Here is a 20,751-nt window from a genome sequence, read left to right on the forward strand (position 1 = left end):
CAAAAGGTTCCGGAGATTGTCGGGAAGCGTTTATCTTCTTATGCCATTGGCTCATGCAAGAAACACCTGGCGAGCGAACTCGATCCAGCCTTTGGCCGCATGGGAAATGTAGCCGCCCTTTTTCCGGATAATCGCTAAATCCCAATGAATGCCGGGCTCGACATGCGTAATGACGCGAACCTTGCCCGGATCGAGCCTCGCGCATATCGTTTCCGGAAGCAAGGATATCCCTTGATTGGCGCAGATCAATTCGTAGATGAAATCCCATTGCGTGCTTTCGTACGCTACACGGGGCTCAAACCCTTCGCGAATGCAGGCTTCCTTCACGCGGTCGTGCAGATTGAATTCCTGGCGGAAAAGGATGAACGGCTCGTCCTTCAAGTCCGTGAGCCGAACTTTCTGTCTTTGTGACAGCGAATGCGTAAGCGGCAAAACGAGATTCAGATGCCGCTCCACAATCGGAACAACCTCGAATTTTCGTTCATCAACCGGCAGCACGACAACCCCGAGATTAATTTTCCCCTCAAGGAGAAGCTGCTCGATCCGTTTGCCCCCCTCCTCCACGATACGAATCGTGATGTCTGGATACAACTGATGGAAATCCGCTATAACCTTCGGGAAGAAGCTTGCTCCGATTACCGGAGGCAGCCCCAAAGTAAATTGCCCCTTCTTCATCTCCGTTAAATCCGCTACCGCGGCCAGCAGATGCTGCGAAGCATTGATGACCGTTTGCGCATGCGCTTGAACTACTTTGCCTGCTTCCGTCAACACCACTCTGCGCGTGGAACGGTCTAGCAGCACAACACCCAGCTCATCTTCCAGGTTTTTTACCATTTTGCTTAGCGTTGGCTGCGAGAGATGAATAGCTTGGCTTGCCTTAGAGAAACTTGCGTGCTGCGCGACCTCTAGAAAGTAGCTTAATTGCCGCATATCCATCGTGTTTTTCCACACCTTTATATATAGATATTTGGAATAAATAATATTCTATATATGTATTTTACTCATAAAAAAGTCGCATGTACAATGAGATTAAATATTCGACTAGGGGGGCTAATCTTGATTAAAGACATTACCGTTCTGGGAGCGGGAACAATGGGGTTAGGAATCGCCAAATTGTTTGCGAGTCATGGCTTTGACGTGTCTTTGTATGATCCGAATATCCAATCTCTTTCCGAGAGCTCGCTTCAAGCGGCCAAAGCGCTTTCCATTGTCGTCTACAGCGATTTTGAGAAAGCGGTTGCAACAGCGGATCTGATTGTAGAAGCCGTCCCCGAACAATTGAATCTCAAGCATGACGTATTTAGAAAACTAGAAGTACTTATTAAACCGACGGCGATCGTCGCCTCCAACACTTCTACCTTCTCTCTGCAAGAGCTTGTCACAGGACTAACTATCGCGGACCGCATGATTATCGCACATTTCGTCAATCCGGCGGATGTCGTCCCGGTGGTCGAAATCGTCGGATTGCCGTCCACTCCTCCTCGCATTTTGAACGAGACCGTTTCCCTATTGCAACATTGCGGTAAAGCGCCGGTTGTTTTGAACAAGGACATTCCCGGATTTATCCTAAACCGCCTGCAAGCCGCACTCATGCGGGAAGCTTGTTATTTGCTGGAAAGCGGCGTAGCCGATGCCGGTCAGATCGATACGGTCGTAAGAGAAGGGCTTGGCCTGCGCTGGGCATTCAAAGGTCCTTTCGAAATCGCCGATCTTGGCGGATTGGACATCTGGGGCAAGGTAACGGGCCATCTCTTTCCGGAGTTGGATAATCGTTCCCAAGCGCCTCAGGCCATCGTGCAAAGAACGGACAAAGGCGAGCTCGGCGTCAAAAGCGGCAAAGGATTTTACGAGTACGAGGATCCAAGAGGCACCGCAGAGCAAATGGGAGACTTGCTACAGCAATTGGTTGCGTTAAAAAAGAAAATCGATTAGGAGTGATGATTGAATTGACGAATCGCAACGGAGCAACGACGAACAACGTGGTCATAGCCAGTGCGGTGCGGACACCCATTGGCAGTTTTAACGGGATATTTAAGGACTTGTCCGCCATTCGTCTTGGTTCTATCTCCATCGCCGAAGCGGTCCGACGCGCGGGCATCGACACCGATCAAGTAGACGAGGTCATCATGGGCAACGTTCTGCAAGCTGGACTTGGCCAGAACCCGGCTCGACAAGCTGCATTAAACGCAGGGCTTTCCGTTAACGCCCCCGCCATGACAATTAACCATGTATGCGGCTCGGGAATGAAAGCCGTCAGCATGGCATACAACGCCATCGTTTGCGGGGATAGCGAAATTATCGTAGCCGGCGGCATGGAAAATATGTCGCTTGCCCCTTATCTACTGCCGGGTGCCCGTTCCGGTTATCGGATGGGGAATCAATCTGTCGTGGACACGATGATCCAAGACGGGCTATGGTGCGCAATGAACGACTACCACATGGGAATTACTGCCGAGAACATTGGCGAACGTTACGGCTTTACGCGTCAACAACTCGACCAATTTGCTTGGGAGAGTCAGCAAAAAACGAAGGCAGCCGTAGATGCCGGACGGTTCAACGACGAGATCGTCTCCGTGAGCATCCCGCAGAAGAAGGGCGAGGCGCTCTCCATCAGCAAGGATGAGTATCCGCGTCGCGATACGACATTGGAGGCACTCGCAAAGCTTCGCCCCGCATTTAAGCAAGACGGCATGGTGACCGCCGGCAACGCTTCCGGCATTAATGACGGTGCAGCCGCTCTCGTCATCATGTCTGAACGGCGAGCAATCGCGCTGGGTATTAAACCGCTAGCCATCATTCGTTCCCATGCTTCGGCAGGCGTTGAACCCTCGATGATGGGGATCGGTCCGATACCCGCAACTGAACGGGCACTAGCGAAAGCCGGTCTGACCATGAAAGAGATACAGTTGCTGGAAGTGAACGAAGCCTTCGCTGCTCAAGCGCTTGCTTATGGCCAGCATTTCGATTACGACCCCGGGATATTTAACGTGAACGGCGGGGCCATTGCGCTCGGCCATCCGATTGGCGCCAGCGGTGCCCGCGTGCTTGTCACGCTGTTGTATGAAATGCAGCGCAGAAACTCTCGTTTGGGGCTTGCTTCCTTATGCATCGGCGGCGGCCAAGGCATCGCAACTATAGTAGAAGGCGTTTAGTTTTCTATCCGTACAATATTCCACTAGAAAGGAGTCCTTTCGTATGAAGGAAATACTGAATTCATTTTCCGAAGCGGTAAAAGGTATCCCGGATGGCGCGACGATAATGGTCGGCGGTTTCGGCCTCGTCGGCATTCCGGAGCAACTGATCAAGGCATTGGCCGACAGCGGAGTAGGCAATCTGACCATCATCTCCAACAACTGCGGGGTCGACGATTGGGGACTTGGCCTGCTTCTCAGGAACAAACAAATCACGAAAATTATCGCATCCTATGTCGGTGAAAATAAAGAGTTTGAGCGTCAGGTACTCAGCAAGGAAATCGAGGCGCATTTGGTGCCGCAAGGGACGCTTGCCGAGCGGATCAGAGCCGGTGGAGCCGGAATACCAGCGTTCTATACGCCTGCGGGAGTCGGAACTCCTCTTGCCGACGGACGCGAAACCCGCATTTTTAACAACAAAGAATACATTCTTGAACACGCCCTGACCGCAGACTTCAGCTTGATTCGCGCAGCCAAGGGCGATCGGATGGGCAATCTGGTGTATAACAAAACCGCTCGTAATTTCAACCCGATGATGGCCAGCGCAGGTAAAGTGACGATTGCCGAGATCGAGGAGCTAGTGGAAATCGGCGATTTGAATCCCGAATCCATAGACACTCCTGGTATCTATGTACAACAATTGATCGTAGGTGCGCAGGAGAAACGAATCGAGCGGCTAACGACGCAATAATCATTCCAAGGAGAGGAGATGCATACAATGAGCGGTCAAATGTCGATTCGGGAACGTATCGCGCGGCGCGCGGAGAAGGAATTACAGGACGGCTATTATGTTAATCTAGGCATTGGCATTCCAACCCTCGTAGCCAATTATATTTCGCCGGCTAAGCAGGTCGTGCTGCAATCGGAGAACGGCCTGCTTGGCATTGGACCTTATCCGGCGCCCGATCAGGTCGATCCGGACTTGATTAATGCCGGCAAGGAAACCGTAACGGCTATTACAGGCGCCTCGTATTTCAGCAGCGCGGATTCTTTCGCCATGATACGCGGCGGACATATTGATCTGGCTATCCTCGGCGGCATGGAAGTATCCGAAGCCGGAGACTTGGCCAATTGGACGATTCCCGGCAAGATGGTCAAAGGTATGGGCGGCGCGATGGATTTGGTACATGGGGCGAAGAAGATCGTGGTCATCATGGACCATGTCAACAAAGCCGGCCAATCGAAAATATTAAACGAATGCAGCTTGCCTCTGACAGGCAAAAAAGTCGTAAACCGAATCATTACCGATCGGGCCGTCATCGACGTTACGGCTGAAGGTCTGCTTCTCGTAGAGGTTGCGGAAGGTTATTCGGTCGAGGATATCCGGACGGCGACGGAGCCGCCGCTAATCGTATCGGAGCAAGTTCGGATGGGTGCATACTAATGGCCATGGACAAATCGTTCGCGGGTCGCGTCGTCATCGTGACGGGTTCAGCCCAAGGTATTGGATTCAATATCGCCGAAAGCTTTGCTCAGCACGGCGCTTCTGTTGTTTTATCGGATCGCAATGGTCCGATATTGGAGGCAGTCGTTCAACAGCTCGTCCACTCAGGCTATAACGCGGTTGCCATCCGAGCTGACGTTACTTTGGAAGAGGATATCTCTGGACTCATTTCCCGGACCGTTGAACGATTCGGGCGTTTAGACGTCCTGATCAATAACGCAGGGATTCAGCACGTTGCTCCGATAGAGGACTTCCCTACAGAGAAATTTGAGCTGATGCTCAAGGTCATGCTCACGGCCCCATTCATCTCCATCAAGCACGCGCTTCCTTATATGAAGCAACAAGGCTATGGCCGAATCCTTAATCTCGCCTCCATTAACGGACTCGTCGGCTTTGCGGGCAAAGCGGCTTATAATAGCGCTAAACACGGCGTCATCGGCTTAACTAAGGTCGCTGCATTGGAAGCAGCCCCCTTCGGCATTACCGTTAATGCGCTTTGTCCGGGTTATGTGGATACCCCTTTAGTTCGGGGGCAGCTGCAAGATCTGGCCCATACACGCCAAGTGGCATTGGAGAAAGTATTGGAAGAAGTGATCTTCCCGCTTGTCCCCCAACGCCGCTTGCTTGGCACGAACGAAGTCGCAGATTACGCCCTGTTCCTGGCAAGCGAGCAAGCCAAAGGGGTCACGGGCCAGGCCGTCGTTCTGGACGGAGGCTATACCGCGCAATAAAAGGGAGCTCCCCCGCTCCCTTTTAACACGCCCTGACCGGGCTATATCTTAAGACCTTGCCCTTCTTCATTAATTAGCTATTCAATACGTCATGCCATTCCGGATGACGTCTAAATTGGCTATTGGCGAAGGGGCACGTCGGGATAATCTTGAGCCCTTTCTCGCGAGCTAGATCCACAACTCTCTTCACCAAAGCTTGTCCTACCCCTTCGCCGCGCAGACGATCGGAAACAAAAGTGTGATCTAAGATAATCTTGTCGCTTCCGTTCCGAACATAATGAATTTCCGCATCTCTTTGTTGCGGTTCTCCTACAAAGAAACCATTCGCGTCCTCTTTGATTTCGATCATTTCGACTCCTCCGATGTCTTTAGAATATATTGCAGCGCACCGCTTGGACATGTTTCGATTAGCGCTGCGATTTTTTCTGCCCGTTCCCCATCGGCATTTACCCATGGCTTCTTTTTTACGTTAAACACATTCGGTAATCCTCTAACGCACGTTCCTGAATGAATGCACTTCTCTGAGTCAAATAGTACATCGATGTTGCTCCCAATATATCGCTTCATTTCATCACTCACTCCCTCATCTTTATCGGTTCATCGACTGCCATTTCCATAAAATCAATCCAAAACCGGTATATGATCGATCCAATGGACGAAATGCTGTAAATATCGTTGCAAATAGGTCCGGGTTTTCTCATCCGTCAGAACTCCCCGGTCCGCATCGATTTTCTCGCGCACTTGTGAGATGAGAACCTTCTGAAACGGCAGCACGTGCGCTTGAATGGCGTCTAATGTTTGCCTTATTTGCTGTTGAGAAAAAGCGGTTCCTTTCCCGCCCGGCGTCGCCCCTACGACACCGACGGGTTTTCTGAGCAGCGCCGCCGTCTTCGGGGGTGTCGAGGCCCAATCCAACGCATTCTTTAGTACGCCCGGAATTCCCGAATTATACTCGGGACTTACGATCAGTACGCCGTCAACCTGCCGGATGGCCGATCTATAAACCCGTACCGGCTCGGGACCGCCGTCATCGGTATCCAGATCGTCGTTAAACAAAGGAAGCTCCCGTATTTCGATCCAGCGAAACTGCAAGGAACTATCCATCTCCGTGAAAGCTTGAGCGACGATCCGGTTGTAGGAGTCTTTCCTTAAACTGCCGCATATCAGTCCGATTGTCTTGGTCAATCCTCATTCCTCCTAATTGTAAAAATTATATCGGTCCATCGGGAGCCTTAGATCTGGAAGCTTTCCCTTTTCCTTTCCCTAGAAACCTATTGGTTAACCAAGGAGCCGTCTGAAATAATACGATGCCGAGCACAACCGATAATAAAATGAACAAACTGGCAAGCAATTTGGCGGAACCTGCCGCAAGACTGGCAATTACAACGGAAAACTCTCCCCGAGTAGTAATGGAAAGCCCTGCTCGCATCGAAGCCTTTTTGGACAAACCGTACCACTTCCCCCCGAAATATCCGGTGATCACTTTGGCGGCAGTCGACCATAAGACAAGAACGATGAGCAAACCCACATAAGGAACATGATCACCCAAAATAACCGTTGTACCGAAATAAACGAAAAACAAGGGCAGAAGCAAATCGCGTACGGGAAGCACTTTATTTTCAATATCCTCTGTCTTCCTGGCTTCGGATAACATCATTCCGGCCAGAAGCGCTCCCAACACCTCGGAGAGACCTAAGTACACCGCCAGCCCCCCGTAAGTCAAGGCCAAACCGACAGTAAGCACAATGTAATAATCCTCTGAAAATATTCGTTCGAAAAAGTCATGGAGCTTGGAGAAAACAAACTTTCCGATTCCTATCGCTCCAGCGGCCAATATCGCTACTTTACCCATTACCAACAGCAAAGAAGCCGGCGTTAATGCCTGTCCCTCGACTAGACCAATCAAGAGCGCAACAAATAGGGGAGCGGCCAAATCCTCGAAAATCAGCAAGCCCAGCATAAATTCGGACTCGGCATTCGCCATCCGCTTCGTGCTTTGCATCAGCTTTGCCGTAACCGTCGAACTGGTCGCAAACACAACCCCGCCGATCACTAAGGAAGAAACCCCGTCCAAACCGAAGGCCATACAAATTCCAGCGGTGACGATTAAATTAAGAACAAGATCAAGCGTGCCGGCCGGCCATACTTTGCGAGCAATGGTCTTAAAACGATCGTAGGAAAACTCAAGGCCCAGCAAAAAAAACAACAGAACGATCCCTATTTCTCCCGCTGTGTGAAGCAAGTGCGAGTCATGGAGCCATGAGCCGGTCAACGTCCCGAGCAAGATGTAGAGGATGATGCCTGGAACCCGAAACCACGCTCCGAACACGGCCGCGAGGTACAAGGAGAGAAGCAATATACCTGCCCCTAACAGCAAGGGAAGATTTTCCATCACTCTAGTAACCCTCCTCCCCTTTGCACACAAACGATAACTTCTCGATCTGATCGCTTCTTCCGAGCAGCATCAACGTATCTCCGACATTTAATACGAGGTCGACTTCGGGAACGGCGATGACATCCGGCCCGCGAACGATCCCAATAATGGATGCACCTGTTTTCGTGCGGATTTTGGACTCACGGATGGTTTTGCCGGCTAATCGGGATTCGGCCTTTACTTCCACCCACTCGATCATGATTTTGTTTTTGAACATCTTCATTTGATCCAAATCCATCGGTTGATAAGTAGCTCCCAGAAGTTGGGCCCCGAGTTCCCTCGTTTCATCCGCAGACAATGAGAAACCTACCTTGCATTCCTCCTCATCTTCATCGTCCATAAAATAAAGCTCTCTCAACCCGGTATGGTGCACAATCAGGACAATCTGATTTTGATTCGCGGTTGTCATCGAAATTCTTTTCCCGACGCCGGGCAAATCGCTCGTTCTGATCTTCATGTTTTCAACCTCCATAGGTTACTCTCATTTTAGACATTTTACCATAGGACGAAAGCAAAAAGAGGCGTCTTGGATCACAAGATTGCCTCTTTTATGCTTGTCGAAAAATACTGTCCCTATGCCCATTGCTCTCGCTAAATAGCGACAGTCTTTTCTTGATACATATTGTATCATTACCTTATTAGGATATGTATCAAGAAAATATGTCCCTGCGAGGTGCACGAATGACGCTTATAAACAGCCTGCCTTTTAAAGTCGACTATAAGGACCCTGCCGCCTCCGCACGGCTTACCAACCGACTAGCCGGTTATGTGAGAGAACTTCCTTCCGATAGGCGGATCGTCGTCGTATGCTTGGGAACCGACCGTTGCACGGGAGATTCCTTGGGTCCTCTCTTAGGCTCGGCTCTCGGCAAATACCGTTCATCCAAGTTCGACTTTTACGGTACGCTGGAGAATCCCGTCCATGCCATGAATCTAGACGATACGCTTGAACAACTCTACCGCACCTTCCATGATCCCTTCGTCATCGGTGTCGATGCTTGTCTCGGCAGTTCTTCCAGTATCGGTTCCATCCAAGTCGGCGAAGGACCGATTCGTCCCGGTGCCGGAGTGAACAAGAAGCTAACCCCCATAGGCGACATCCATATTTCCGGCGTGGTTAACATCGGCGGCATCCTGCAATACCAGGTGTTGCAGAACACGCGGCTTCACCTTGTCATGAGCATGGCGAATCTGATCGCCCGCAGCCTATTCGTCGCGATTTCGATTTCGTCTAGCGGAGATCAAGGGTTTGCGGAGCCTTCGCCCGATTCACGATCACGATCCCGCTGACGACTAACGCCAGCGCGGCCCATACGATCAGATGCAGCTCCTCTCTAAGCAAAGCGGCCGACAAAAATACGCCGAAAACCGGGATGAGGAACAAGTACATCGAGATGCTTCCGACTTTGTTGTACTTCATCACCGTGTTCCACAGCACGAATCCTAGAGCGGACAATACGGCAAGATAGAGGAACATCCACGCCGCTTTCCAAGTAAACTCGAATGGCATGATTCCTGCCCCAGTCGCTCCGACCGCCACCAAGACGAGTCCCCCAAGCAACATCTGATAGGAGGTCATATACAGAATATCGAGGTGCTCGGATTCTTTTTTCGATAACACGTTACCGAGGGCTCCGAAGAACATCGCCAGCAGCAAACAAATTTCCGCTATTCCGAAATTAAAGGAAACGGAGCCCTTCGTGATGCCTACGAGTATGACTCCGGCGAAACCTACTAGAAGTCCCGCGACTTTCCGAACCGTAATCTTGTCGCTCGTATACATGAAATGCGCTAACAGGATTTGGAAAAAGGATGTCGTTCCCGCGATAATCGAGCCTTGAACGCCTGTTGAACCGCTTAGTCCATAGTAGAAAAACACGTATTGCAGCAGCGTCTGAAAAAGACCGATCCGGCCTACCTTGAGCAGTGACCCGCGCTGGTAGCCTATGCTTTTGCCTATCAATTTTATGATTAACATAATCAGAAGCGATGCAAGAACAAATCGGTACCCCGCAAACAAGATTTGCTTGAACAATTCATTCTTGCCAATGCCAAGCTCCGTATAGCTAAGCTTTACGAATGGAAATGCGCTTCCCCATAAGAAAGTCGCCCCCGTCGCAGCTGCCATAATGCCTAGCGGATGCGTGAATATTTTCTCGGTTGTCGGTTTCATTGCGAATCTCCCATAGTTCTCAGATGCTGAGTTGTCCGATGAGTTTAATCTGTTTCCGTTTACGAGCGGCTTATCCCATCATGGCCCCTTCGTCCGCGGCTACTTGTCGCGTTCCGGCGCTTTCCGCTTTCAGCTTCTTGAGGGTCGCTCCCAGAATGAGGCCGGCCACCGCAATCCCTACCAGAATGAGATACGTATCCTGGAAAGCCCGATTCATCCCGTCAGGCATAGGCTTCAAGCCTTCGGCGACGTGATGGCTGGTGCGATTAGCGAGGATCGTCGTAAGACCCGCAATGGCAAAGGAGGTGATGACCTGCTGGGCGGCACTCGTTAGCGAGGTGACCCGGCTAACCAAATCTCGAGGCGCGGATTGAATTAAGTAAGTATTCAGAGGTAGAAACGACAGCCCCATTCCCATGCCGAGCATAATACGCGGGAATAAGAACGACCATGCGCTGTCGCTGTAATCGATTTGCGAGACGAGGAAAGCGCCTACGCTTACGATGGACAGCCCGACGATGACAAGCGGCCTAGCGCCGATTCGATCGTACAATCGTCCTCCGATCGGCATGAACACACCGGCTGCGAGCGCTTGAGGCAGAACCCATATGCCCGCATGGAATGCGCTCATCCCCATAAGCCGCTGCATGAAGTATGGAATCATGAAAATAAGTCCGAACATCACGAACTGAAGCACCCATTGAACGATAATTCCCCGCGTGAACAAGGAAGAGCGAAACACCCTAAGCTCCAGCAACGGCTGGCTTTTGCGGGACAACTCGACGATTACGAATAACAAGAGCAATAGGGCGCCCCCGAATAAACCGATTAGCGTCTGGGCGGATGTCCAGCTGATTCCTCCCTCGCTAAGGCCATACGACAAACCGGCAAACGCCAGCGGACCGAGCATGATGCCCCAGAAATCCAGCGAGACGGACGCTTGCTTCGGGATCTTCGGAAGCAAAAAGAAACAAAGGATGAAGCCAATGATGCCGATCGGCACGTTAATCAAAAATATCCACTGCCAATTGACGTAATCCACCAAATATCCGGCGATCATCGGACCGAGTGCCGGCGCCAGCAAAATCGGGATACCCATCATTCCCATGATGCTGCCCGCCTTCTCCGGCGGACTCAGTCTATACGTCATAGCGAAGGCGATCGGCATAACCATCCCGCCTCCCAAACCTTGCAGCACTCGGTAGAGGATGAGCTGCTCGGCCGTCGTTGCCAAAGCGCACAGCACAGATCCGAGCGTGAACAAAGTCAACGACACGATAAAGATTCGCTTGGCGCCATAACGGTCGGACATCCAGCCGGCGAGCGGAATAACCGCCGCTTGAGCGAGCGCATAACCGGTAATCGTCCATTGGACGACCGAGAGCGATCGGTGGAAATCGTCGACAAGAACGGGCAGCGCGACATTCACGGCTGTCGTATCAAGGATAACCATGAATATCCCGACAATAATCGCGATTAAAGGTCCCACAAGCTGTCGAGTGGATTGGAACGGGGTAAATTGTTCGTTTTGCCGCATGGACATCGGGGCTTAGCCTCCTTCAGATCAATCGGACATGTTTGTTTGAACGTTCATTCAGTGAGATTGTAACAAAACGGAAAAGGTTTAGCAATGCACCTCACCATAGCGGCACTTAACTGGAAAAAAATCCTTATAGTTTCAGCGATCCCGCCACTCCTTTCTAAAAAAAAGAACACCCTCTTCCCGCCAATAAGGCAAGGTTGAGGGCGTTCTGATTTACAGAGGCCTAAGTTTATGATTTAGTTACGGACTGGAACCACTCGTTAACTTCCTTCGTAACCTGCTCTCCGCCATTCGCTTTCCAATTGGCAACGAATTGGTCAAAAGCATCGACCGGAAGTTTGCCGTAAATGATTTTGTTGAACGTTTCCAGCTCGGACTGGCGCAGAAGACTCCATTTCGTAATCATCGTCGGCGTTGCTGCGCCTGTGAAATAGTTTTGCTTGCGGATATCCAATTGTGACATGACCACTTTCGCGGCATACCAGTTTTCCGGTTTACGGAACTCCGCGAGTTGCTTCTCGTAAGGGGTTTCCGGCGTTTTGCCGTCCGCGAGTTTAACCAGCGATTTCATATAAAGATCTGGAATCCGCGCCGGTCCCGTTATGAACGGGAAGTCATTGAAGAAGTCTTTGATTTTATCCTTGTTGCTGGTCGGTTTTCCGTCCACGATGTCCCAATCGTACCCTTGGGCAAAGCCGTTTTCGAATTTGCTGCCGGTAGCCGGGTTAGCCAGGTTATCCAACAAGTAGTTGTAATACAAAATAATCGCTTCCGGATGTTTGGCATCCTTATTAATCATGAAGCTGCTATTAACGCCCGAGTTTTGCCATTTCGTGCCCATCAGTCCATCCGGGCCGGCAGGAACCGGATAAGCTTTAAATTTCGAGCCTTTTACGTTTTTCAACAAATCCGGAGCCGGCCAATCAGGGACCCAGTTTGCTCCAGGCAAAACACCCGCATTCCCTTTTGTCCACATCTCAGCCGATTTCCCTTCATCCCACAATGCCGAGTCAGGATGAATATAGCCTTTGTCCATCCATTCTTGCAGCTTAGCTAACGCTTGCTTAACCCCGGGATTGACGGAGCCGTATTCCAGATTGCCGTTCGCGTCTTTGTTCCATTGCTCCTCAACCGAGCCATAGGCCCCGAACAGCCAATCGAGACCGCCCATCCACGTGTTCGTATTGTTTTTCAAGGAAATCGCGAGTGGGTAGACGTCCTTCGGAGCTAATCCGTCCGGATTCTCGTTCTTGAATTTGTCCATCACGTTCTCTAGATCCGCGATCGTCTTAGGAGCCTGAAGCTTCAGCTTTTCCATCCAATCTTCCCGGAGCCATAACAACGTATCGTCATTGTCCGTGTATTCAAGGATCGGCAGGTTGTATTTCTTCCCATCCCTCGTGAAGGGATACCACAATTCCGGATGTTGTGCAGCGTGGTCCTTCCAAATCTTGTTAGCGTACTTATCGAACAACTCGTCGATCGCGATAAACTGTCCGGAATCGATCAGTTGGTTGGTGAGTACAGCATCGGTTGGTACCTGTACGAAATCAGGCAGCTTCTCGCCGGAAGAAATCCCGAGCTGAAGCTTCTGTTTATACTGATCGCTGCCGGCTGGATACCAAGTATCTTTATGCTTGATACCGAATTGCTCCAACATCCAACGATCATGCACATTGTTATCTTGGGTTTCGCCTTTCGTATACTTCTTTGGCATAATAACGGTGCTGATCTCAATCGGCGGATCGTATTTACCGTTCTTGAACGCTAAATCCGAAGCGGATTCGGATTCGGATGCGGAAGCAGGTGCAGATGAGTTGGCTTCACTAGAAGCGGTATTAACCGCATTCCCGTTTCCGGCGTTCTTCCCATTGCATCCCGTCAATACGACGAGTGCCGCGACCACGAGCAGCAGCCATGATTTTCTGAGTTTACCCATTTTTGTTTCCCCCTACGGTCTAAGATCTTTACAAGTGTTACTTTACCAACTGGTCGGGGAGGGCATCTATATGAATTTGTTAGTTTCCATAGGACTCTGTCATGCAGTTAATTTCCGTCCCTATATTCTTGCGGAGTTACCCCGAACTGGCGTTTAAACACTTTGATAAAATAGGCCGAATCCAAATAACCGACTTCCATGCTGATTTCATACACCTTCTTGTCGGTTGTCTTCAGCGAGTGGCAAGCACGCTCCATTCGAAGCGCGGACACGTAATCGCTTATTCCTTCACCGGTTTCGATCTTATAGATTTTGGATAAATGCGTCGGATGCAAGTTCACGTGGTCGGCCAGCGCACGCAGAGAAACATCTCGATGCAAGTTTTTCTCCGCGAACTCTTGGATTTTCTTCACATACAGGGAGCGTATATCTTTGACTTCGTTGGAAGTCCCCTCTTTCAGCTTGCCAAGTACGCCCAATGACCATTTTCGAAGCTTGCTGATCGAGGAGAAAGCGTCCCCGTTCTGCACCGGTTCAATATCCGGTCCAATTAACTTGGCCAAAGTATGGCCGTTCCGGTGTGCGAGATTCGTGAAAGAAGAAACGATTAAAAATCCGGCCTCCATGCAGTGTTCCCAAGATTCGGACCATCTTTCATCCAATTCCGCACATACGTCAGTCAGCTTATTTTCCGCTGCCTCCCAACGCCCGGCTTCAAGGAGATTAATCAATGAAGGAGGCATGTAAAGAGCGTTCAGGGGTTCCTGCGAAATGTCCGGCTCCAAGTCGCCGACCCGCATGACGAATTCCCGTTCGTCCCCGACAATTTGCCGGAAATAAGCTGAACCCTGCCGATAACGGTCCGGAAGCTGCTCCGGAAACCGGAACCATTCCGTCATAACGATGGACAGCGACCCTTTCAGAAACTGTTTCACTTTATACTGAAGCTGTATAGCAAGCTTCTCCAATAGGGTTTCTTTACCGATGTCGGGACCTTTTCCCTTCAGCTGAAGCAAAAATGCAAGATACCCATGCTCCTCCTTAACGCCCCAAACCTCCGTAAATTCACCGAAAATCTCTTCCGCCATGTTGATGATCGCATATTCCATCAGTTGCTGCCCATTGTTCTTGTATTGTCCGAATTCTTCCTCCATTCGGACAAGCAGCAGGGCGCAATCTCCATCGTTGAAAGGCAATCCGTAATTTTCGAGTTTCCGGTTCCATTCGTCGGTCGGCATCCGCTGTCCCCGCAAGGCGTCAAGGAGCAACTGACCGCGCAGGAACGGCAAATTCTCCCGAAGGGTATATTGGGTGCGTTCAAGCGAGCTTATGCTTTCCCATTCCGCATTCAATTGCTCGATCGCAGCTTTAACCGCGGCGAACAACTCGTTGTCCGTCGGCGGTTTGAGCAGGTAATCCACCGCCTGATGCTGGACGGCTTTTTTGGCAAATTCAAAATCGGAATGACCGGATAGTATAATGCATTTGATTTTTTTGTCCCGGATGCGAATTCGCTCTATCAACTCAATTCCCGTCATTTCGGGCATTAAAATATCCGATATCACAATATCGATAGGGTGTGTTTCAATAATTTGCAGTGCTTCATGCGCGGAATAAGCTTTATGAACTTGTTCAATGCCGAGCGTGTGCCAAGGTTTGTGCATGGACAGGTTATCTACCCAGTGAGCTTCATCGTCTACTATGATCATCTGCATGTTAGGTGTCTCCTTCTAGGTCAGGCTGTAGGTCAGGCTGATGGCGATGTTCTTCACCGGAGGTTATCTCCCAAACGATCTCTGTCCGAAATCCGCCTAAAGGCGATTTTGTGAAACAAAGATATGAGTTTTCTCCGAATAGGTGAATGATCCGCTGATTGGTATTCCAAAGGCCGTAGCCCATTTCATCCTGCAGGGGCTCCCTCATTTTACGATTTAACGCCTCTAGCAGTTCGGGATCCATTCCGGGTCCGTCGTCATCGATATAAACCTTGCAGCAGCCGTTTGACATCTCGCCTGTGATCCGAATTTCACCCGAGGAATAAGATTTCCCTACCCCATGAATGACGGCATTTTCCACGATTGGCTGGAGCATTAAGCGAGGGACATGTTGGTTCAGCATCTCTTCGGGAATATCGATAAGGTAGTGAATTCGGCCGTTGCGCAGCTTCTGAATATCCAGATAGTTAACGATCAGTCGAATCTCTTCGTCCAAGGTTGCCAATGGCCGCTCCATTCGGGTGATGTAACGGTAGTATGCGCTTAGATTATACCCCATCGATACGACCGCCTCTTCATCCTTCATCTGGGCCATGTTAATCATATAGCCGAGGCAGTTGTAGAGAAAATGCGGATTAATTTGAGCTTGCAACTGTTTCAGAGTCGCTTCCCGGGCCCGAAGTTTTTCATTGAGTACGTTTTCAATCAAACCTTGAATTTGCCGCGACATGTCATTGAACCGATAGAACAGAAACGAAAACTCACTATTCACGTTGGAGTTAAGCTGTACCGAGAATTCCCCCCGCTGCACGCTTTGCAATCCCCGAATCAGCTTTCTGATCGGACGTTGAACGTTTCTGTAGAGCAGCACGGATGCGGAAATACCGACCACGAAAAGCAAAGCCATCGATAAATAAAATAGATTCCGGCTGAACGATATCGGTCCCATGATCTGGCCTAGCGGAACAATGTCAACCAGATACCATTTCAATTGGGGAGACTTTACGGCACTTACCAAATATTTTTTATCGTCCAATTTCACGACTTTCTGCATCGTGTCTTCCAGAGACTGTCCGTCCAAATACTGGATCAGTTCGTTCGCCAGCGGCTTGGACGCACTGCGATTCAAGATCGGAATATCTCCCTTGTGGTAAAAAAACGGATCCCCTTGCCCGCCTGCCTTATACGTATCCAGCATGTTTTGAATATTTTCATGACCGAAGCTCGCTTTGACCACCAGATTACTCCCTTTAAGCGTCCCCTGCTGGCCTAAGGAATCGGTATAGAACCAATAAAAAGCTTTAGATTGGCCAGGAAGCACGGTTTCGCCATCACCGTACGTCCATTTTCCAGTCATATTTCTCTTGAGGTAATTTTCATCGTACTTTACCGAGTTATTGCTGTAATTAGATATGGCTTCTTTATTTTGCTGGGAATACACCGTGTATTGGACAGGCCATATATTCATGACGCCGGACTGCAGCATCATCTTTTCCTGGACTACGTATCTCGTCTGCATTCGGTCATAACGATCATCCCAGATGTTTAGTCCGTTGAATTTCTGAACATTCGGATCTCTCGAGAACGTAATAACGAAATCCATTGTTTGATTGATCCTCGAGTCGATCTGGCTGGATAGGAAGGAGAGCTGTTTGGTGTTAGATACCTGAAGCTCCTTGCTTATTACATTGAATGTGATGCCGTTGGAATAGGTAAACAAGATAATGATCGGGATGAACAAAATCATGATCAATCCGTTCATTTTGGCGAACAGGCTAAACCTGGAACTCATCCTTCTTCTGACAAACTCAAAACCTCTACTTAGCTCCATAATCGGCCCCTCCAGACGATGTCCCCTAACAAAACCCTATCGATCCTAACAATGTCATATAGTTCTATGCTGCACCTTGTTGATACTATTAATAGCAGGGTTTCTCATGATACACAAATGAGATTTTATGGAACGGGAGAGAGCTATGGACACAAATACGGTACAGCAAGTGACCCTCGAGGACACCCCGCGTATAAAAAGAAAAAGCAGCTACAAGCAACCCTGGATGCTTCATTTCATGGTGCTTCCGGCCGTTGTGTTCGTTTTTATTTTTTCTTATGTTCCTATGTCGGGAATTGTTATGGCGTTTCAAGATTACAAGGCGGCATTAGGAATATCCGGCTCTCCGTGGGTTGGCCTGAAGCATTTTCGGTATATGTTCGAAAATGAATATTTCTTGCAAATTACATGGAATACGTTGTTCTTTGCATGTACTAAGATCCTGATGAACTTAATCATTCCGTTTATTTTCGCTTTACTATTGAATGAGGTAAGAAATACGGGATTAAAAAGATCCATTCAAACGCTTGTCTACCTACCCCACTTTCTTTCCTGGGTTATCCTTGCCGGGATTCTAATTGATTTGCTTGCCCAGACCGGACTTGTTAATCAAATGCTTACGCATTTGTTCGGCATTAAGCCGATTTTCTTTCTTGGTGACGGGACTTGGTTCAGATTTACGATTATCTTCAGCGACGTCTGGAAAGAATTCGGCTTCAATACGATTGTTTTCCTGGCAGCGCTTGCCGGCATTAATCCGGCGCTTTATGAAGCGGCAGAAGTCGACGGGGCAAGCCGCCTAAAGCAAACCTTTCATATCACAATCCCTTCCCTCGTATCGATCATCGTCGTTGTCGGAACCTTGGCGCTAGGCAACGTACTTAACGCTAACTTCGACCAGGTGTTTAATCTGTACACTCCTCTCATCTACAAACAGGGAGATATTATCGATACGTTCGTCTATCGGCAAGGTCTTCTTAGCGGACAATTCAGCTTCGCAACGGCAGTTAGCCTATTCAAATCTATGATCAGCTTAACCTTAATCGTTATTTCCTATCGTCTTGCCTATAAAATCGCCGGATATCGGATCTTCTAGCGTCCCAAGGCCGGCGAAGCCGTTTTAATTGAAAGGGTGACAATTCATGTACCACAAAGCGCTTTCTTATCGCGTATTTACAGTGTTTAACAACGTGCTGTTAACAACTACCGCCATTGCCTGCCTATTGCCGTTGTTTCACTTGCTGATGGTGTCCTTCAGCTCAACCGCCCCCGCCAACTCAGGACTGGTTACGTTTTGGCCGATCGGTTTTACATTGGAAGCCTACGCCAAAACATTTAACAACGCCAACTTCCTTTCCTCCCTGTGGGTATCCGTGCAACGAACCGTTATTGGAACGGCGCTTGCCATGTTCGTTAACGCGATAGCCGCTTACGCCCTTGCCAAAGACACTCGCATATTCCGGGCGCGCAATATTTATCTTTGGTATTTCGTCGTTACGATGCTGTTCACTGGCGGCCTGATTCCAAACTATATCCTTATCCTGAAGCTCGGCTTGATGGATACGTTGATGGCTCTTATCCTTCCAGGATTGGTTACGGTCTATAACGTCATTCTGCTGCTGAACTTCTTCCGCACCGTCCCCAAAGATCTTGAGGAATCTGCATTTATCGACGGTGCTGGCTACTTTCGCAGCTTCATTTCGATATACCTTCCGATATCATTACCGGCCCTTGCGACGATTGCCTTGTTTACGATGGTTGGACATTGGAACGCCTATTTTGACGGCCTGATCTATATTAAAGAATCAAAGAACCTTCCGCTTGCGAGCTTCATGCAGACGATTATCGTACAAGCCGATATGACGAAGTTCGATCCGGTAATGGTTGCCAATATGTCTCCGCGAACGATCCGCGCATCCCAGATCTTTATCGGCGCCCTGCCCATTCTGGCGGTCTATCCCTTCCTGCAACGCTTCTTTGTCAAAGGGGTCATTATCGGCGCGGTTAAGGAATGACCGCTTGGCGCAAATTCAAAGCCCTCGGCATCGAGCCGAGGGCTTTGTTTGTAAGCCGGTTTGCTTATATCTCGTAAATCCGAGCTTCATGGGGATTTAGCTCGATTCGGTCATTTGATGCAGCGTCGTTCGCTAAATAGTTGGATAACAATAATTTCAGGGAAAAGTCCTTATAAGCGGGAGACAATTGAATAGAAGATTTCTCATCCGAGTGGTTAAGCAGGATTAACCATCGGGTATCGCCCAAAGTACGGGTATACACATAGAGATGCTCGTTTTGCATCCACTCCGGCAACTCTTCAAATTGGCCATAAACCATAACTTCATTATTTTTGCGCAATGCGATCAACTTCTGATAATAACGATAAACCGAGTTCGGGTCCGATAGATCCTTTGCCACGTTAATCTCGGCGTAATTCGGATTCAGGTTAATCCATGGGGTTCCGGTCGTAAATCCCGCGTGAATCGTATTCTCCCACTGCATGGGCGTTCTGGAATTATCCCGGCTTAAGGCTTGAAGGCTTTGCAGCACCTCCTGCGGATCTCTGCCTTTACCGACCTCTTCCTCGTAACGGTTTTTCATCGCGATATCATTGTAATGATCGATGGAGTCGAACTTTACGCCGGTCATTCCAATCTCTTCGCCTTGATAAATATAAGGAATCCCCGGCAAGGTGTGCAACATGGTGGCTAGCAGTTTTGCGGACTCCACCCTGTAAGGGCCGTCGTTTCCAAATCGGGTAACTTGCCTAGTATGATCGTGATTGTTCAGAAACTGCGAATTCGAACCTTTGCCCCAGAGCCCCTTATACCAACGCCTCTGAATATCCTTGAATCGAAGCATGTCCCACGACGGCATCTCATCGCATACTTCAAAATGGAACAACATGTTTAGCTCCCCGCGGTGTTCCCCTACGTATTTCAATCCTTCTTCCGGCGTTACGAACGCCGTTTCGCCTACCGTCACGATATCGTAATGACGGAATACGCGTTCATTCATTTCCCGCAGATAGGCATGCAATCCGGGATGATTCGTTAAATACTGAATATCGTCGCGGTTTTCCGCATCGGGATATCCTTCCGGTTTGGCCAATAAAGCAATCGCGTCCAACCGGAAGCCGTCAATGCCTTTATCCAGCCAATACGTCATCGTGCGATAAATTTCCTCACGCAATTCCGGGTTCTCCCAATTCAAATCCGGTTGCTCGACGGCAAAGGAATGAAAATAACACTGCTCCGTCGCCTCGTCCCATTCCCACGTCGAAGGAGAGAAATAAGAACGCCAATTGTTAGGGACTTCTCCGTTTTTCGCATCTTTCCATATATACCAGTCCCTTTTGGGATTGTCTCTGGACGACTTTGACTCCAAGAACCAGGAATGTTGGTCGGATGTATGATTGACGACGAGGTCCATGATCAGCTTCATGCCGCGAGCATGAACCTCGAAGAGCAGTTTCTCCCATATTTCCATCGTGCCCGCTTTCGGCATAATAGCTTCATAACCGGAGATATCATATCCGTTGTCTAAGTCAGGCGACTCGTATACGGGGTTCAGCCATATAATATCGACGCCCAACTCGTGAATGTAATCCAACTTCTGGATCAAACCTTGCAAATCTCCATAGCCGTCCCCGTCGGAATCGTAGAAACTTCTCCAGTAAACTTGATAAACCACGGATTGTTTCCACCAATTTTTGTTTATATCCGTCATTAAACATACCCTCCGTCATTCGTG

At 49.4% G+C, this 20,751-nt stretch carries 20 protein-coding genes; 8 read left to right on the plus strand and 12 right to left on the minus strand.

All coding sequences use genetic code 11. The annotated features are described in order from the left end of the window. Positions 1 to 51 precede the first annotated feature (51 nt). The gene (locus tag K7P76_RS13750; protein WP_232185871.1) at positions 52 to 936 is read right to left on the minus strand and encodes a LysR family transcriptional regulator; all 885 of its coding nucleotides are present in this window, start codon (positions 934 to 936) and stop codon (positions 52 to 54) included. Positions 937 to 1,056: 120 nt separating this feature from the next. On the opposite strand from K7P76_RS13750, the gene K7P76_RS13755 reads away from it, so the two are divergent. From K7P76_RS13755 to K7P76_RS13775, 5 genes are read left to right on the plus strand one after another with little or no spacing between them, the layout of a single operon-like run. Next, entirely contained in the window at positions 1,057 to 1,932 is an 876-nt protein-coding gene (locus K7P76_RS13755) for a 3-hydroxyacyl-CoA dehydrogenase family protein (RefSeq protein ID WP_232185872.1), read from the plus strand. 14 nt (positions 1,933 to 1,946) lie between these two features. Next, positions 1,947 to 3,152, plus strand: a complete 1,206-nt coding sequence (locus K7P76_RS13760) for an acetyl-CoA C-acetyltransferase (protein WP_232185873.1) — start codon at positions 1,947 to 1,949, stop codon at positions 3,150 to 3,152. 43 nt (positions 3,153 to 3,195) lie between these two features. Next, a complete protein-coding gene (locus K7P76_RS13765; protein ID WP_232185874.1) occupies positions 3,196 to 3,882 on the plus strand; it encodes a CoA transferase subunit A in 687 nt (228 codons plus the stop codon). Positions 3,883 to 3,909: 27 nt separating this feature from the next. Then, positions 3,910 to 4,575, plus strand: coding sequence for a CoA transferase subunit B (locus K7P76_RS13770; RefSeq protein ID WP_373692390.1), 666 nt, complete (start codon positions 3,910 to 3,912; stop codon positions 4,573 to 4,575). A 5-nt stretch (positions 4,576 to 4,580) separates the two neighbouring features. Then, the gene (locus K7P76_RS13775) at positions 4,581 to 5,366 is read left to right on the plus strand and encodes a 3-hydroxybutyrate dehydrogenase (protein ID WP_232185970.1); all 786 of its coding nucleotides are present in this window, start codon (positions 4,581 to 4,583) and stop codon (positions 5,364 to 5,366) included. Between the two features lie 73 nt (positions 5,367 to 5,439). Here K7P76_RS13775 and K7P76_RS13780 read toward each other — a convergent pair whose 3' ends face one another. Genes K7P76_RS13780 through K7P76_RS13800 form a run of 5 tightly spaced genes read right to left on the minus strand, consistent with a single transcriptional unit; the run spans position 5,440 to position 8,257 of the window. Beyond that, positions 5,440 to 5,715, minus strand: coding sequence for a GNAT family N-acetyltransferase (locus K7P76_RS13780; protein WP_232185875.1), 276 nt, complete (start codon positions 5,713 to 5,715; stop codon positions 5,440 to 5,442). After that, a complete protein-coding gene (locus K7P76_RS13785; RefSeq protein ID WP_232185876.1) occupies positions 5,712 to 5,933 on the minus strand; it encodes a (4Fe-4S)-binding protein in 222 nt (73 codons plus the stop codon). The genes K7P76_RS13780 and K7P76_RS13785 overlap by 4 nt, the downstream gene beginning before the upstream one ends. A 54-nt stretch (positions 5,934 to 5,987) precedes the next feature. Beyond that, complete coding sequence (locus K7P76_RS13790; protein WP_232185877.1) at positions 5,988 to 6,551, minus strand: NADPH-dependent FMN reductase; 564 nt, start codon at positions 6,549 to 6,551, stop codon at positions 5,988 to 5,990. A gap of 25 nt (positions 6,552 to 6,576) precedes the next feature. Beyond that, on the minus strand, positions 6,577 to 7,758 hold the full coding sequence (locus tag K7P76_RS13795) for a cation:proton antiporter (protein ID WP_232185971.1): 1,182 nt from the start codon (positions 7,756 to 7,758) through the stop codon (positions 6,577 to 6,579). Between the two features lie 4 nt (positions 7,759 to 7,762). Then, on the minus strand, positions 7,763 to 8,257 hold the full coding sequence (locus K7P76_RS13800) for a cation:proton antiporter regulatory subunit (protein WP_232185878.1): 495 nt from the start codon (positions 8,255 to 8,257) through the stop codon (positions 7,763 to 7,765). 224 nt (positions 8,258 to 8,481) lie between these two features. Between K7P76_RS13800 and yyaC the strand changes: the two genes are divergently transcribed. Beyond that, positions 8,482 to 9,090 (plus strand): spore protease YyaC, encoded by a 609-nt coding sequence (gene yyaC, locus K7P76_RS13805; protein ID WP_232185879.1) that lies wholly within the window; start codon positions 8,482 to 8,484, stop codon positions 9,088 to 9,090. Here yyaC and K7P76_RS13810 read toward each other — a convergent pair. The 5 genes from K7P76_RS13810 to K7P76_RS13830 form a co-directional block, all read right to left on the minus strand. Next, entirely contained in the window at positions 9,032 to 9,973 is a 942-nt protein-coding gene (locus K7P76_RS13810) for a DMT family transporter (protein ID WP_232185880.1), read from the minus strand. The genes yyaC and K7P76_RS13810 overlap by 59 nt on opposite strands. A 70-nt stretch (positions 9,974 to 10,043) precedes the next feature. Next, positions 10,044 to 11,516, minus strand: coding sequence for a DHA2 family efflux MFS transporter permease subunit (locus K7P76_RS13815; protein ID WP_232185881.1), 1,473 nt, complete (start codon positions 11,514 to 11,516; stop codon positions 10,044 to 10,046). Positions 11,517 to 11,745: 229 nt separating this feature from the next. Next, the gene (locus tag K7P76_RS13820) at positions 11,746 to 13,455 is read right to left on the minus strand and encodes a type 2 periplasmic-binding domain-containing protein (RefSeq protein WP_232185882.1); all 1,710 of its coding nucleotides are present in this window, start codon (positions 13,453 to 13,455) and stop codon (positions 11,746 to 11,748) included. Between the two features lie 107 nt (positions 13,456 to 13,562). Continuing rightward, on the minus strand, positions 13,563 to 15,170 hold the full coding sequence (locus K7P76_RS13825) for a response regulator transcription factor (protein ID WP_232185883.1): 1,608 nt from the start codon (positions 15,168 to 15,170) through the stop codon (positions 13,563 to 13,565). Position 15,171: 1 nt separating this feature from the next. Continuing rightward, a complete protein-coding gene (locus K7P76_RS13830; protein WP_232185884.1) occupies positions 15,172 to 17,001 on the minus strand; it encodes a sensor histidine kinase in 1,830 nt (609 codons plus the stop codon). A gap of 145 nt (positions 17,002 to 17,146) precedes the next feature. Between K7P76_RS13830 and K7P76_RS13835 the strand changes: the two genes are divergently transcribed. Further along, positions 17,147 to 18,097 carry an ABC transporter permease gene (locus tag K7P76_RS13835; RefSeq protein ID WP_232185885.1) on the plus strand — a complete coding sequence of 317 codons (951 nt, stop codon included), beginning with the start codon at positions 17,147 to 17,149 and terminating at the stop codon, positions 18,095 to 18,097. Positions 18,098 to 18,143: 46 nt separating this feature from the next. After that, on the plus strand, positions 18,144 to 19,016 hold the full coding sequence (locus tag K7P76_RS13840) for a carbohydrate ABC transporter permease (RefSeq protein WP_232185886.1): 873 nt from the start codon (positions 18,144 to 18,146) through the stop codon (positions 19,014 to 19,016). 64 nt (positions 19,017 to 19,080) lie between these two features. Here K7P76_RS13840 and K7P76_RS13845 read toward each other — a convergent pair whose 3' ends face one another. After that, entirely contained in the window at positions 19,081 to 20,718 is a 1,638-nt protein-coding gene (locus K7P76_RS13845) for a glycoside hydrolase family 13 protein (protein ID WP_232185972.1), read from the minus strand. Positions 20,719 to 20,751 lie beyond the last annotated feature (33 nt).

Origin of the sequence: Cohnella silvisoli (genome assembly GCF_021190915.1) — a bacterium.
Classification (GTDB): domain Bacteria; phylum Bacillota; class Bacilli; order Paenibacillales; family Paenibacillaceae; genus Cohnella; species Cohnella silvisoli.

Excerpts from the sequence above, each read along its gene's own strand:
- K7P76_RS13750 (WP_232185871.1), bottom strand. The coding sequence starts at position 936 with ATGGATATGCGGCAATTAAGCTACTTTCTAGAGGTCGCGCAGCACGCA.
- K7P76_RS13765 (WP_232185874.1), top strand. The coding sequence starts at position 3,196 with ATGAAGGAAATACTGAATTCATTTTCCGAAGCGGTAAAAGGTATCCCG.
- K7P76_RS13770 (WP_373692390.1), top strand. The coding sequence starts at position 3,910 with ATGAGCGGTCAAATGTCGATTCGGGAACGTATCGCGCGGCGCGCGGAG.
- K7P76_RS13775 (WP_232185970.1), top strand. The coding sequence starts at position 4,581 with ATGGACAAATCGTTCGCGGGTCGCGTCGTCATCGTGACGGGTTCAGCC.
- K7P76_RS13780 (WP_232185875.1), bottom strand. The coding sequence starts at position 5,715 with ATGATCGAAATCAAAGAGGACGCGAATGGTTTCTTTGTAGGAGAACCG.
- K7P76_RS13785 (WP_232185876.1), bottom strand. The coding sequence starts at position 5,933 with ATGAAGCGATATATTGGGAGCAACATCGATGTACTATTTGACTCAGAG.
- K7P76_RS13795 (WP_232185971.1), bottom strand. The coding sequence starts at position 7,758 with ATGGAAAATCTTCCCTTGCTGTTAGGGGCAGGTATATTGCTTCTCTCC.
- K7P76_RS13800 (WP_232185878.1), bottom strand. The coding sequence starts at position 8,257 with ATGAAGATCAGAACGAGCGATTTGCCCGGCGTCGGGAAAAGAATTTCG.
- yyaC (WP_232185879.1), top strand. The coding sequence starts at position 8,482 with ATGACGCTTATAAACAGCCTGCCTTTTAAAGTCGACTATAAGGACCCT.
- K7P76_RS13810 (WP_232185880.1), bottom strand. The coding sequence starts at position 9,973 with ATGAAACCGACAACCGAGAAAATATTCACGCATCCGCTAGGCATTATG.
- K7P76_RS13815 (WP_232185881.1), bottom strand. The coding sequence starts at position 11,516 with ATGTCCATGCGGCAAAACGAACAATTTACCCCGTTCCAATCCACTCGA.
- K7P76_RS13820 (WP_232185882.1), bottom strand. The coding sequence starts at position 13,455 with ATGGGTAAACTCAGAAAATCATGGCTGCTGCTCGTGGTCGCGGCACTC.
- K7P76_RS13825 (WP_232185883.1), bottom strand. The coding sequence starts at position 15,170 with ATGCAGATGATCATAGTAGACGATGAAGCTCACTGGGTAGATAACCTG.
- K7P76_RS13830 (WP_232185884.1), bottom strand. The coding sequence starts at position 17,001 with ATGGAGCTAAGTAGAGGTTTTGAGTTTGTCAGAAGAAGGATGAGTTCC.
- K7P76_RS13835 (WP_232185885.1), top strand. The coding sequence starts at position 17,147 with ATGGACACAAATACGGTACAGCAAGTGACCCTCGAGGACACCCCGCGT.
- K7P76_RS13840 (WP_232185886.1), top strand. The coding sequence starts at position 18,144 with ATGTACCACAAAGCGCTTTCTTATCGCGTATTTACAGTGTTTAACAAC.